The following is a 13,266-nucleotide window of genomic DNA, read 5'->3' as shown; positions in this document are numbered from 1 at the left end:
CTATGATTTTGCGTGAATTTCTTAAAACAAACTTAAAATTTACAATTTGACAACATTTTTTTTTCACTTTGGACTTGTTTTGATAATTTTTGGGGTAATTGATTGCTATTTTTTGTAGGATAATAGATATTTGTTGTTTAAAAATCGTCTCTTGAATGTTGTAAAGGATATTTTTTAATCTTTTTAACAGATTTGGTGAATAAAATTTAAAGAATGGAAAGCAAAAGAATTAAATGGGGAATTGTTGGCCTAGGGAAAATTGCAGCTAAGTTTGCATCAGATTTAATATTGATAGAAAATGCGGAACTAAATGCAGTGGCTTCTAGAGATATTGTAAAAGCGAATGAATTTGCAGAAAAATTCAAAGCCTTTAAAACGTATGATTCTTATGATTCACTTTTTGAAGATCCCGAAGTTGAAATTGTCTACATTGCCACTCCGCATAATTCGCATGTAGAATTGTCTATTAAAGCTTTAGAAAAAGGAAAACATGTTCTCTGCGAAAAACCAATGGCTCTTTCTTATAAAGATGCACAGAGAATGATTGAAGCTTCAAAAAAGTATAATAAATTTTTTATGGAAGCTTTTTGGACACGATTTATTCCGTCTGTTCAAGATGTTTTGGAGAAAATAAATAATGGCGTAATTGGTGACGTAAATTATATCAATGCCGATTTTGCCTTTCACGGAAGTGAAACAGAAAACAAAAGACTTTTTGAAAAAGAATTAGGAGGCGGAGCTTTATTTGACATTGGTGTCTATCCTTTATTTCTATCTTATATAGTATTAGGAAAGCCAAAAGAGATTTTAGCAAAAGCAATCAAAAATAAAAATGATATTGATTTGCAAACTTCTATGATTTTGCAATACGAATCTGGTCAATCGGTTTTACATGCTTCTATAGTTTCAGAATCTGAAATGAAAGCGGTTATTTCTGGAACAAAAGGACGGATAGAATTAAACGGGCCTTGGTATGTTGCCGATGGTTATACCCTTTTTAAAAATGAAGAAAAAGAGGCTGTTGTAACCCTACCAACTCTCGGAATAGGATATTCTCATGAGATTATAGAATGCCAAAATTGTATTTCGAATAATCAAATTGAAAGCAAACTTTGGTCGCATCAAAATTGTTTAGATTTGAGTAAGATTGTGGAGGAGATTAAAGCGGAAATTGGATTAAATTTTTAAGAGACTTTCTTTACTCACATCCAAATCCAAAACCAACATAATCTATTTGTTTCTCGTTAAAAAACTTTTTATAAATTTTGACCTCCTTATTGATGTTATTCAAATCTTCCTCAATTTTCTTTCGATCAAAATTCCATGTTCGGTTATGATCAGAATCAATCCATTTAATATTATTTTCTTCATGAATAACTTCGATTCCATTATTCCAACCGCTACATTGGGGAAGACCACAGCAACAAGAGAATATAAAGTATTTTCCGTTTGATTCTAAGCTTTCCAACATAGTATAAGAATCAACAATGTCGCTATGGCTGTATGGTTTTTCTCCATTGATAGTAATCTCAAGATCGCCCTGCATCCAAATATCTGATTCTCCTTGTACAGCTGTAACTTTTAATTCAATTGTTATTGTATCTAACATCGATGTATTTTTAAGTAGTAAAATATTTACAATATTAAAGATTTTTAATTTAGAATTAAATACTTTTACTTTTTTATAAGAATTTATTTATGTTAGTAAAAGTTTACGGAAGTGCTGTTTTTGGTGTTGAAGCCACAACGATTATAATTGAAGTGCACATGGACAAAGGAATTGGTTATCATTTGGTTGGACTTCCAGATAATGCCATAAAAGAAAGCAGTTATCGAATTGCAGCTGCACTTAAAAATAATGGTTATAACCTACCAGGGAAGAAAATAACAATTAATATGGCGCCGGCAGACCTTCGGAAAGAAGGTTCTTCGTATGATTTGACATTGGCAATGGGAATTTTAGTTGGTTCAGATCAGATAAAAGCTCCCGAAATTGAGCGCTATATCATAATGGGAGAACTTTCGCTTGACGGAAGTTTGCAACCAATTCGAGGTGCCTTACCGATTGCTATTAAAGCAAAAGAAGAAGGTTACAAAGGATTTTTTCTTCCAATTCAAAATGTCAAAGAAGCGGCAATTGTATCTGGTTTAGATGTTTATGGCGTAGAAAATTTAAAGGAAATAATCAATTTTTTTGCAGGAAAAGGAACATTAGAACCAACAGTCATTGATACAAGGGCAGAGTTTTACAAAACATTAGACTTTCCAGAATTTGATTTTTCAGACGTACGCGGACAGGAAAGTATTAAACGCTGTATGGAAATTGCAGCAGCGGGCGGTCATAATATTATTTTGATTGGTCCGCCAGGAGCAGGAAAAACGATGTTGGCAAAACGAGTTCCAAGTATTCTGCCTCCGATGACGCTTCGCGAAGCTTTGGAAACTACTAAAATTCATAGTGTTGCAGGAAAATTGAAAGAAGTAGGTTTAATGAATCAAAGACCTTTTAGGAGTCCGCATCATACTATTTCGAATGTAGCACTTGTCGGCGGAGGAAGTTACCCTCAACCTGGCGAGATTTCGATGGCGCATAATGGTGTTTTGTTTTTAGATGAATTGCCAGAGTTTAAAAGAGACGTTTTAGAAGTAATGCGCCAGCCTTTAGAAGACCGTGAAGTGACCATTTCGCGAGCTAAGTTCACTATCACTTATCCTTCCTCTTTTATGTTGGTGGCCAGTATGAATCCGAGTCCGAGTGGTTTTTTTAATGATCCGAGTTCGCCAAATACAACTTCTCCGCACGATATGCAGCGTTATATGAGTAAGATTTCTGGACCTTTATTAGACCGAATCGATATTCATATCGAAGTAACTCCGGTTCCTTTCGAAAAATTGGCCGATGACAGAAAAGCGGAAAGCAGCGTAGAAATTCGTAAACGTGTGACTGCAGCAAGAGAAATACAAACCAAACGATTTGAAACTATAGAAAATGTGCATTACAATGCGCAGATGAGCAGTAAATTGATTAGAGAATTTTGTGCTTTAGACGAAGCTTCAAAAGAATTACTAAAAACAGCAATGGAAAAATTAAACCTTTCCGCGAGAGCATATGATCGAATTTTGAAAGTTTCAAGAACAATAGCTGATTTAGATCATTCTGAAAATATTATTTCATCTCATATTGCAGAAGCAATTCAGTATAGAAGTCTGGACAGAGAAGGATGGTTGGGATGATTTGCTATTCTTGATTTACATCTGCTAATTGAAAATGATATCAATTAGCAGATATAGTCAATTATAGATAATTAAAAGAAAGAATATCCAACAATTAAGGAAGTGGTTTGGTAAGAAGAACCCCAGTTTGGATTTTCAGCTAAAAGGCCTCTTGGAGTTTGATATCTCACCTCGGCACTAAATTTATCCATAAATTTTACTCCTAAACCAAACCCGAAGTTGATTCCAGATTTGATCTCTAATTTATTTAACTCAGATCCGTCTTTTCTTGTAACACTTGCAGTGGAGTTATTGTTAAAGTCTACAACAAGAGATCCATTTGCAAATATTTTTACATTTTCATTTATAAAAAAGTAACGTCTTAAACCGATTGGTAATTCAATTGATTTGTAATCTACTTTACCAGTAAGAGTTCCTCCAACAACTTGTGAACTTTCTATAGTTTTTTCGCTTTTGTAGTATTGATAAGTTGGTTCTACGATAACAGCCCATCTATCTTTGTTAAAAGGTAAGATAAACTCAGCCTCAATTCCTAAACTAAAAGAAGACTTTCCTCCAAAATCAAAATCTAATCCCTCAAAAAGAGAGTTGTTCATAGATAGTGAACTGTTATTGTATCTTGGTCGTAAGTTAAGATTGAATAAGTCTTTTTTCTCTTTTACTTCATGATCAACAAATTCAGAATTAGTACACTTATTGTACTTGGTAAAAATGCGTAATAAAGCATTTTTTGTGTAATTAAGGGTTTCATATTCATTTTGTTGTATGTTTTCACACTTCAAATCAAGATAAAGTTGCTCTCTAAAATAGTTGTTTTTAGCAATTTGGTCAGAATCTTCATTTGCAAAGTATGTTTTGTAAACCAGTTGTTTAATTTCTTGTCCGTTAGTTTTGTAAAAGAATCTTCTAACTGTTCCGTCATCATATAAATAAAGAGAGGCATTTCCTTCCATAAGAACTTGTAGAAAAAGATTTTCTTCTCTAAAAACAGGATTTTTATCTCTAGTCATGTTCTGTAAATTCTTAGTAGATCGGTCTATATTTACCAGTGATCGAATGAATTTATTTTTGCCAGTCAAACCAAATTCTTTTATAGTTTTTATATCGGCTTCTATAATTGGCTGATTTTCGGATAGTCTATATCTAAAATTTATCGGAGTATTTTTCCAGTCCACGTTTTCAATTAAACAATTTGTTTTTTGATTGTTTTCTGTTACGATATATCCATTTTCAAAAGTGATTTGAGAGCGACCTTTAATAGCAAGGAGAAAGGTAAAAGCAATAAGTAGAATTTGTTTTTTCATTAAAATTGATTCAGTATTAAATTTATTTTGGTCTGGTTTTTAGAAAAAAGTGAATTTTTTCTTGAGCCAAATATAAGATGTAGTACTGTATTGTTTTTACGGGAAACCGTACTCTTGTTTATGTTTTGATAGATTAAAATATAAGTTACTAGTAGTCAATCTGTAGTGTTGTTTCTGCCTTTAATTTGTTGATTTTTTAGTATTTGTTTTTTTAATGAAAACTAGAAATAACGATTTTTTTTTAGTTTATATGCTTAAACAAAAAAGTTATTTTGAAATATTCCAAAAACTCATTTTTCTTCTAGTAGTAAAACCCAATTTTTCATATAATTTTATAGCGCCAATATTGTTTTCTACAACATGTAAAAAAGGGATTTTTTCTTCACTAAAGATTTTATTTACAACATGTGCAATCAGCTGTTTGGCGTAGCCTTTCCCCGTATGATCTGGATGTGTTATTATGGCGCTGACTTCTGTGAAATGATTCATTTTCATTCGTTCGCCTGCGATGGCAATTAATTTTCCATTTAGAAAAATTCCGAAATAATCACCTAATAGAAATGTTTTAGGTTTAAAATATCCAGGTTGTACTAAATTAACTAAATCGAACAGTTCATCGCTATGCTCCTCGGTCAATTTTACGATTTCATTTTCTGAAGTTATTTGAATTTTTTCACGAATGATCATTTGAAGACAAACTAACTCTTTTGTAATTTGAAGAGAATCGGTGATTTCAGGTTTTTCTCCAACAAGAAAGAAATTTTCGCAGGAAAGCGCATATTGATTCGCAGCGTTTAAAGTACTTTCAACTTCAATAAACCCGCCGAACGGGCAGTAATCCGGATTGTAAAATTTCGTTCCATCATAATTCAGAGCCAGTTCTTTATGATTTTCTAGCAAAGAATAGCAGACAGGATTGTCCAGTTTATTTTCGTCAGTAATTTTCATTTCTTATTCTTTAATTTGAGGATAAAAGAATTTAAAAGAATTAGAAACAGCTGTGTGAAGAATCGATCCGTGATTTTCTTCAGGGAAATAATCGAAATAAATCTTTACATTTTTGCTTTTGGATTCTTTTAGTTTATCAGCCAATAAATTAGCATCAACTTCCATAACTCTTGGAATTTCGGTCGGAGTTAATCCTTCTTTTCCAACAGCGATATAAATTTCAGTTTGCGGTTTGAAATTCTGTTTTAGTACTTCGGCATCTAAATCGAGTAAAGAACCGTTGTTCCACCATAAACTCGGACTTACAATAACATATTTATTAAACAGAGAAGGTTTTTTAAGCAAAATTTCTGTTCCTAACAATCCGCCTAAAGATTGTCCAATGAACATTTTTGATTCGGTTGTTTTGTATTTTTTCGCAATAAAAGGTTGTAATTCTTTTTCGATAAAAGCAATAAACTGATCAGAATGACCTGTTGTTGGAAAACGGGTTTTATCATTTTCAATAGTAGTTGGAAAAGTAAAATCTCTTTTTCTATCTACAGTTGCAATACCAACTACAATTGATTTTGGAACCTGATTGATCCATTCAAAACTATTAAACTGAACCAATCCAGAAATATGTATAAAATCCTCATCGGCAGAACCGTCAAGTAAGTAAATAACGGGATATTTTGTGGCTTCGGCAGGATTATAACCTTCAGGAAGATAAATGTTTAAAGTTCTTTTTTCGTTTAATTCTTTGGATTGAATTTCGTCAATAACACCTAAAACAAAAGGTTTTGATGTTTCTGTCGTTTTAGTTTTGCTTTTTTGGCTGAATACTAAGCTTGAAGATAAAAGTACAAATGCCAGGGTAAAAAATTTGTTCATTAATTTTGGGTATGCGTTGTAATTATTCTTGTTTTATTTCTTGTGAAGGTTTGTGGTAACTATTTCTATTTGTTGTAACGATCAAAACGCCGTCTTCGGCATAATTTCCATAAATATTAATACCAGTCTGTTTTTGAAGCGGAATTATTTTTGCAATTTCAATTTTAGAAAGCGCAAGTTTTTCTTTTTCTAAATCCTGATAACGATGTGGAATTCCGTCAACTACAACTATCGGATGATCTGTAATTTTTCCGGCTTTGGCAAGATTTGCAATTGAATCTGATAAATAAAGTTTGTCTTTTCCTTCGTCTGAAAGTTCATATCTATTTTGAGAAAAAACAGTTACCGTAGTGAATGCAAAAAGTAGAAGAAACAATTTTGTCATTTTGTTATGTTTTTGGTTTACAAGATATTGGAAGTCGAAAATCAAATTTGCAAATCAAAAATACAAAAAAATCCTGCAATTTGTAAAGGATTTCCCTTGTTGAACTAATTCTTTGCTACTCGATTTTCATTCCAAAATTCCTTTATTATAAAGTTTTTAGAAGAGTTTGTTTTTATCTTTTCAAACTAAAATGACTTTTAAATTCTTTGCCGGTTTTTCTTTTTACAACAAACCAATAATCATCAGCAGGCAGATTTTGTCCATTTAGTGTTCCGTCCCAAGAATTGGAGTAATTCAGTTTTTTTATAAGTTGTCCATAGCGGTCAAATATGCTTACATCAAGTTCTGGTTCTAAAGCAGAAAAATGGATATTCCAGGTATCGTTAAAACCATCTCCATTTGGAGTGAAAAATTTAGGATACATTAGTAAAAACACTTCGTCGGTTGTGATTCCGCAATTGTTTTTATCTCGAACATAAACGGTATAAATACCACTAGATAAGTTTCTAAAAACGGGATCGTTTTGGTAATAAATACCATCAACAGAATATTCATAAACACCTTTGCCGGATAAGTTTATTTCAATTATGTTGTCGTTTTCAGTAAAATCCTGAGTGGTAATTTTTTGGATTGCAGCACGGTTGGATAAAACTACCTGAAAATTTTTAGTCGAAGTACATACTTGTGCACCATATTTGGATGTTGCTGTGACAGAATAATTGCCTGGCTGATTAACAATAATGGAACTTGTGTTTGCTCCAGTAGACCAAAGATAGCTGTCAAAATTAGTACCTGCATTAACCAAAACAGTTTCGTTTTCGCATAATACAACAGAATCAGGAATTAGATCAAATGTTGGTGATTTTAATAATGAAAATCTAATTTCGGCTACGCTATGACAGTTTTCAGTAGAAACAACGGCTGTAAAAATTGTGGTATTATCAGAAACTTCGAAGTTGTTGTAATTTATAATTTCGTTGACCAGATTTAGATTTTCGGCATCTGAGAGTGATGTAAAATAATGAAACGTATAATTAGAACAATTAGTGATAATGGCACTTTCATAAGAAGATAAATTTGCCTTTTCAATTTTATCATTCCATTCATCACAAAGAGAAACGGTATGATTATTAACCGTAGGATTCGCTAAAATCGTAGAATTAAAATTGATTGTAGCAGGTTTAGAAAAACAGCTTGTGCCATTTTTTACTAATAAAGTAAAGTTTAAATTACCAGTTAAATTAGAAATAGAATTATCCTCAGACCATGTTACGCCATTATCAAAACTGTAATAATCAGCTGATGATGTTATGGTAATACTTCCAAAAGAATTACAACTGGCATTTGTAATCTTATAATCAGGAGTACTATTTGAAAGGTCTCGTACAGGGACATATTTTACAGCAGATTCACAATTAATCCTATTTCGAACTTTTAAGAAATAGTCTCCGGCAGGAAGATTTGAAAACAAAGGATCTGATGACCAGGTTCTTCCATTATCAATACTAAATTCTGAAGCGGTAGTTGTAAACTGAATACTTCCATTATTATAACAGTTTGCGTTTTCAACCTTGTATTTTATATCAATATCAAGAATATAATCTTGAATATAGACTGATTCTGGCAAAGAAGTACAACCTTGATCATCTTTGACCATTACTGTATACCATCCCCAAGTCAGGTCCTCAAGAGTGTTATTTGTTGACCAAGACATTCCTCCGTCAAAACTATATTGTGAAGCGATTGTTTTTACAGAAATACTACCGAGTTTTCCGCAACTAGCATTTGTAGAAGTAACTTGAGGTTTTTGCTTAAAATCAGTTCCTATATAAATCATTTTTTTTTGAGATTCACAGCCTAATTCATTTCTAGTCATAGCAACATAAGAGTCCGCTTTTACATTGGTAAAGTTCGGATTTGTTGACCAGTTTGCACCATTGTCAATGCTGTATTCGTATGATGGAGAAGGAGTGAATGATATGGTTCCTCCAATTCCGCAACTCGCATTGGTTTGGGTTACATTTGGCAAAGGCAATAAAAAAGGATACATTACGGCATAGTAAGCAGTCGAAATACAGCCTAGTAATGATTTTATCTTGATTTTATAATCATGATGAGGATTTGGAGGTAAATTATTTAATTCAGGATTTGTACTCCAAGTAACTCCATCATCAAAACTATATTCTAAGGCTGGTGTCGTTACAGTTAAAGATCCATTATTTTGACCACATGTAGGCTGTACAACAGTTACTTTCGGAGGATTCATAACGGTTTCTAAAGGGGGATATTGTAAAATCACATTTCTAAGACTTGAATAACAGCCATTTTTTTTAATGGAGATGTAAATTGGATTCACCAACGCTGTTAAATCACTTTTAGTTGGATTTGTGGAATACACGATACCTCCATCAAAACTGTATTCATCTGCAGGAGTCGTTATAGTTAGAGTTGTAATTCCTGGAAAACACGGACTTTGATCAATAGAATATTCTGGAACATCAATAATTTCGATCACATTAAAAAGCGGACTTATTTTGCAGTTGCTTGAATTTGTGATTTTTACCTGATAATCACCAATGTTGGTAGGTGCAAAAACAATGGGTAAAGTACTATTAGTTTCTCCCACAATGGCAATACCATTTCGATACCATTGATACGTATAATCAGATCCTATGCTCGAATCTATCTGGGCTTGTAAAACTAAATTATTCTCGCAGTAACTACCAGTAGAAGTTATGCTGAGACCTAAATCAGAAGATTTATTTAAAACAACATTATCTAAATAAAAGTAAGGAAAACAAAGATGATAATCATATTCTTTGACGTAGGTGTCAGACAGTTCTTTTGGTGAACCTAACATGATAGCATTCATATCAAAGGGAGGAGTAAATTCTATCGTTAGCTGACCCCAATTTTTGGAAGGCAAATAAGTTGCTTTACCTAACGGAATCCAATCAGGAGGCATGTTGTTACTGTTCGGCGGAATTGTTTTGATACAATTTGCTCTACCGTAAATGGTTATGTCTACAATTCCGCCATTTAAACGCCCAAGATTACAGACTTGTCCCAAAGGAAGACTCCCAAAAGGATCTCTTCCAGAAGTAGAGGCTGCGATATCAAAGTTTACCTGATACTTTGTACCGGCTTTTAAAGTCGTATTGGTACAGCTCGCAATAAATTCTTTATAATCCTGAGAGATTAAGATTCCGGCAACTCCATTTCCATTTCTGGCTGGGAACGGATAAACGCCTGCATCTACAGCAGAAACAGGAATGAAATTGCAAGTATTAATATAATCTGAAGTAGCCGTACTGGGTAGAAACCACCCTTGTACTTTTCCGAATTGAGCGAAATTATCTGGACAAGAATTTTTAATCTCAAAATCATGATTATTGACTAAACTAGTTGTTGGAGAAACAGAGCATTTGCAATCCTCATCGTTTAAATCAATTTTTCCATCGCCATCATCATCAATACCATTATTACAATTTTCTTGCGCGTAGCTGAAAAAAGAGAACAAAATAAAACAAATGAAAAATAGCTTTTTCATGATTATGGTATTGGTCTTTAGTTGGTTGTGGTTTTTGGGTTGTTTTAATTTTTTTTAAAAGTAGGTTAAAAATCAATAAAAACTCAAAAATATTCTGAGATTACATGATTGAAAAATAGAAGTGTAGGTTTCTTCTTAAAAACAAAAAAATCCTGCTCAGGTTGAGACAGGATTTCTACAATTTAATTAGAAGTTTTTATTTTGCTTTTGCATCAAAAATTTTATCCAAACCTTCCATTGCAATAGTAAAGCCTTCTTTAAAGCCCATTTGAATAATCATTTCCAGATCAGATAGTTTTTCGTGTTTAATGGCAACATCAACAAAAGTCGTATCACTATTTTCTGAGAAAGTAACATCCCAGTCAGAACGTGGAAATTCGTCATTTAAATTTCCTTCGCTGTCGCAAAAAGCATCCAGCCATTTTATATTTGTTTTCGGATTTATCGAAGTGTAATCTGCCAATGCCCAATGTTCTTCACCTTCAGGTCCTACCATAGCATATAATCGTCGTCCACCTATTTCAAATTCCATGCTTTTTGTTTTTGATTTCCATGGAGCTGGCGCCCACCACTGATCCAGAATTTCGGCTTCTGTCCAGGCAGACCAGACATTTGATAATGAAGCGTTGAATTCTCGTTTTACATTTACTGTATTGTTTTCCTTATTTACCGTAAAATTCATTAATAGATTCGATTTCATTTTCTTTAGATTTTAATTTGTAAATAGTTAGTTTATTTGAAACGGTTTTATTTTTCAGCTAAGACTTTATCCAAACCTTTCAGTGCAGAGGTAAATCCTTCCTTAAAGCCCATTTCAATTATTTTTTGTAGTTCTTCAAAACTGTCACGTTTTATATGAATATCAACAACTGTTAAATCATCTTTTTCAGAAAAAGTAATATCCCAATAGGAGCTTCCAAATTCTGAATTTGGATTTCCTTCTGCATCACAAAAAGTGGCAGAATGTTTGAAATTTGTTTTAGGAGAAATAGAGCTATACTCAAAATAGCTCCAACGTTCTACGCCATCAAGGCCTACCATCGCATATAATCTTTTTCCACCTTCTCTAAAGTCCATAAACTTTGTTTTTGATTTTAGAGGAGCTGGTGCCCACCATAAATCCAGAATTTCGGGTTCTGTCCAGGCAGACCACACATTAGATAATGACTCATTAAATTCGCGTTTTATATTTACTGTTTTATTTTCCTTGTCTACAGCAAAATTCATTAAAAGATCAGATTTCATTTTCTTTAGATTTTAAATTCATTAATACTTGATCCAATTGATTAAAACGTTGTTCCCAAATCTTTTTAAACTGTTCCAGCCAATGATCTATTTCTTTCATTTTGTCAATTTTGAGCTGATAATAAATTTCTCTGCCCAGTTTTTTTTCTTCTAGTAAATCACATTCATTTAATATTTTAATGTGCTTAGAGACAGCTTGTCTTGTCGTTTTAAACTGATCGGCAATTGCATTAGGAGTTAATGCAGTCGAAGAGATTAAAACTAAAATCGCTCTGCGGGTCGGATCGGCAATAGCCTGAAAAATATCTCGTTTCATTTATTTAATAAATTACGCAACTAATCAGTTGCAAATATATACAACTTTTTGGTTGCGTAATAAAGAAATAGCATTTTTTTTAATTTAATATGATCGTAAATAAAAAAGGCGCATCAAAGATGCACCTTTTTTTATGTTGTTGTGTTACATAATTATAGCCTAAACTTATTTCTAACTACGATCTCTTTGATTTTAGCTTTCAAATCTTCACCTGTATCAAAAACCATTTGTTCGTTATTTGGAAATGGAACAGGGCGTTTGGTGAAATAATTCAGGTAATTGTCATCACAAGCATTTCTGTCTCCTCTATATTTGGAATAAATATTTTCGAAAACAAATTCGCTGCTAATAGGGAAAGTTTGTACCAACTGATTCGTTTTTAAATCTATGTAATCTACTTTTGCTGTGACCTGACAAGATTTAAATTGTCTGAATTCATAAACTGTGGCACGAAGAATTTTATAATTATCCACTTTAATTTCTTTTCCTAAACTGTCTTTTACAGGTCTTCCACGGCTGTCCAAAAGCGTTTTTACACCATCTTTTACCTGACGTTCTTTTATGAATTCTTTCTCTTTAATTTGTTCTGGTGAAATAAATATATCTCTAAAATTAATAATCAGACTGTAATCGTAAGTTGTATTTTTCTGTCTTGTGCTATGATAAACCGTCCATTTATCATTTAATCCGTACGTTTTGAAATCCAATAAATCATCCTGAAGCATTTTCGGAATCACCAAATTGGTTTCGTTTTTGGCGTATACATCAACAAAATCAGTTCCTTTAAAAAGAGCGTCATCCATTAATTTTTTAGTGTTTTTATAACCAGGATTAATGCTTTCCAGATAAGCGAAATCATCATACGCTTTTCTGAAATCCATTTTGTTAGTTGATTTTAAAAGAGAAGAAGCATTCTCATACAAATATTTTGAAAGTGCATTTTTACTGTTTACAATTTCATTCGAATAATTATCAAATGGGAAATAAGCGTTTTTTCCCAACTTTATTAATTTCAATGGTAAGAGTGGAGCAATTTTTTCCTGACGATTATTCAGCTGTAAATAAGTATTGTAAATGCGTTCTGCATTCGCAGGATTGGCATCTTTAGACAGTAATTCAAGATTGCGAAGATCTCTATCTTTCGCTTTAGCAAAAGCTTCTTCTAGCAAATACACATAATCTTGTTTGCCTTTAGCATCTTTATTAGTTCTTAAAGCTTCTACTGCACGGTCAATTGCACCGTCATAATTTCCATCACTTATTAAGGCTTGCGTTGTTTTTACACCACAAGAGAAAAGTGTCAAAAAGAGTATAGAAAATAGTAAAGTAGTTTTTTGCATAGTATTTCTTTTGAAGGTGTAAATATATTTCATTTCACATTCAACAACTATGCCTTTTCTCAGATTTTTTT

12 protein-coding genes are annotated in these 13,266 nt (G+C 32.6%); 2 read left to right on the top strand and 10 right to left on the bottom strand.

Annotated features, from left to right (window positions below):
- Positions 1-213: 213 nt before the first annotated feature.
- Positions 214-1,188 carry a Gfo/Idh/MocA family protein gene (locus NQQ59_RS07020; protein WP_144214943.1) on the top strand — a complete coding sequence of 325 codons (975 nt, stop codon included), beginning with the start codon at positions 214-216 and terminating at the stop codon, positions 1,186-1,188.
- A 10-nt stretch (positions 1,189-1,198) separates the two neighbouring features.
- Here NQQ59_RS07020 and NQQ59_RS07015 read toward each other — a convergent pair whose 3' ends face one another.
- Complete coding sequence (locus tag NQQ59_RS07015) at positions 1,199-1,609, bottom strand: hypothetical protein (protein ID WP_144214942.1); 411 nt, start codon at positions 1,607-1,609, stop codon at positions 1,199-1,201.
- A gap of 89 nt (positions 1,610-1,698) precedes the next feature.
- Here NQQ59_RS07015 and NQQ59_RS07010 point away from each other — a divergent pair, with 89 nt between their 5' ends.
- The gene (locus NQQ59_RS07010; protein ID WP_144214941.1) at positions 1,699-3,234 is read left to right on the top strand and encodes a YifB family Mg chelatase-like AAA ATPase; all 1,536 of its coding nucleotides are present in this window, start codon (positions 1,699-1,701) and stop codon (positions 3,232-3,234) included.
- A 71-nt stretch (positions 3,235-3,305) separates the two neighbouring features.
- On the opposite strand, the gene NQQ59_RS07005 is transcribed toward NQQ59_RS07010, so the two are convergent.
- From NQQ59_RS07005 to NQQ59_RS06965, 9 genes are all read right to left on the bottom strand, one after another.
- A complete protein-coding gene (locus NQQ59_RS07005) occupies positions 3,306-4,538 on the bottom strand; it encodes an outer membrane beta-barrel protein (protein WP_144214940.1) in 1,233 nt (410 codons plus the stop codon).
- A 267-nt stretch (positions 4,539-4,805) separates the two neighbouring features.
- Positions 4,806-5,486, bottom strand: coding sequence for a GNAT family N-acetyltransferase (locus NQQ59_RS07000; RefSeq protein WP_144214939.1), 681 nt, complete (start codon positions 5,484-5,486; stop codon positions 4,806-4,808).
- 3 nt (positions 5,487-5,489) lie between these two features.
- On the bottom strand, positions 5,490-6,359 hold the full coding sequence (locus NQQ59_RS06995; protein ID WP_144214938.1) for an alpha/beta hydrolase: 870 nt from the start codon (positions 6,357-6,359) through the stop codon (positions 5,490-5,492).
- A gap of 22 nt (positions 6,360-6,381) precedes the next feature.
- Positions 6,382-6,744, bottom strand: a complete 363-nt coding sequence (locus tag NQQ59_RS06990; protein WP_144214937.1) for a hypothetical protein — start codon at positions 6,742-6,744, stop codon at positions 6,382-6,384.
- 172 nt (positions 6,745-6,916) lie between these two features.
- Positions 6,917-10,294 (bottom strand): T9SS type B sorting domain-containing protein, encoded by a 3,378-nt coding sequence (locus tag NQQ59_RS06985; protein ID WP_144214936.1) that lies wholly within the window; start codon positions 10,292-10,294, stop codon positions 6,917-6,919.
- 196 nt (positions 10,295-10,490) lie between these two features.
- On the bottom strand, positions 10,491-10,994 hold the full coding sequence (locus tag NQQ59_RS06980; protein ID WP_144214935.1) for an SRPBCC family protein: 504 nt from the start codon (positions 10,992-10,994) through the stop codon (positions 10,491-10,493).
- 47 nt (positions 10,995-11,041) lie between these two features.
- The gene (locus NQQ59_RS06975) at positions 11,042-11,539 is read right to left on the bottom strand and encodes an SRPBCC family protein (RefSeq protein ID WP_144214934.1); all 498 of its coding nucleotides are present in this window, start codon (positions 11,537-11,539) and stop codon (positions 11,042-11,044) included.
- Complete coding sequence (locus NQQ59_RS06970) at positions 11,529-11,855, bottom strand: ArsR/SmtB family transcription factor (RefSeq protein ID WP_144214933.1); 327 nt, start codon at positions 11,853-11,855, stop codon at positions 11,529-11,531. The genes NQQ59_RS06975 and NQQ59_RS06970 overlap by 11 nt, the downstream gene beginning before the upstream one ends.
- 152 nt (positions 11,856-12,007) lie before the next feature.
- Positions 12,008-13,195 carry a hypothetical protein gene (locus NQQ59_RS06965; protein WP_144214932.1) on the bottom strand — a complete coding sequence of 396 codons (1,188 nt, stop codon included), beginning with the start codon at positions 13,193-13,195 and terminating at the stop codon, positions 12,008-12,010.
- Between the last annotated feature and the right edge of the window lie 71 nt (positions 13,196-13,266).

It is taken from the genome of Flavobacterium panacis (genome assembly GCF_024649945.1).
Taxonomy (GTDB): domain Bacteria; phylum Bacteroidota; class Bacteroidia; order Flavobacteriales; family Flavobacteriaceae; genus Flavobacterium; species Flavobacterium panacis.
The sequence above is the reverse complement of the archived record's forward strand: the minus strand, read 5'-3'. Positions and strand labels throughout refer to the sequence as shown.

Bases quoted from the DNA above. Each gene is read 5' to 3' on its own strand.
- NQQ59_RS06985 (WP_144214936.1), bottom strand. From the start codon at position 10,294: ATGAAAAAGCTATTTTTCATTTGTTTTATTTTGTTCTCTTTTTTCAGC.
- NQQ59_RS06975 (WP_144214934.1), bottom strand. From the start codon at position 11,539: ATGAAATCTGATCTTTTAATGAATTTTGCTGTAGACAAGGAAAATAAA.
- NQQ59_RS07005 (WP_144214940.1), bottom strand. From the start codon at position 4,538: ATGAAAAAACAAATTCTACTTATTGCTTTTACCTTTCTCCTTGCTATT.
- NQQ59_RS07015 (WP_144214942.1), bottom strand. From the start codon at position 1,609: ATGTTAGATACAATAACAATTGAATTAAAAGTTACAGCTGTACAAGGA.
- NQQ59_RS07020 (WP_144214943.1), top strand. From the start codon at position 214: ATGGAAAGCAAAAGAATTAAATGGGGAATTGTTGGCCTAGGGAAAATT.
- NQQ59_RS06990 (WP_144214937.1), bottom strand. From the start codon at position 6,744: ATGACAAAATTGTTTCTTCTACTTTTTGCATTCACTACGGTAACTGTT.
- NQQ59_RS07010 (WP_144214941.1), top strand. From the start codon at position 1,699: ATGTTAGTAAAAGTTTACGGAAGTGCTGTTTTTGGTGTTGAAGCCACA.
- NQQ59_RS06980 (WP_144214935.1), bottom strand. From the start codon at position 10,994: ATGAAATCGAATCTATTAATGAATTTTACGGTAAATAAGGAAAACAAT.
- NQQ59_RS06995 (WP_144214938.1), bottom strand. From the start codon at position 6,359: ATGAACAAATTTTTTACCCTGGCATTTGTACTTTTATCTTCAAGCTTA.
- NQQ59_RS06965 (WP_144214932.1), bottom strand. From the start codon at position 13,195: ATGCAAAAAACTACTTTACTATTTTCTATACTCTTTTTGACACTTTTC.
- NQQ59_RS06970 (WP_144214933.1), bottom strand. From the start codon at position 11,855: ATGAAACGAGATATTTTTCAGGCTATTGCCGATCCGACCCGCAGAGCG.
- NQQ59_RS07000 (WP_144214939.1), bottom strand. From the start codon at position 5,486: ATGAAAATTACTGACGAAAATAAACTGGACAATCCTGTCTGCTATTCT.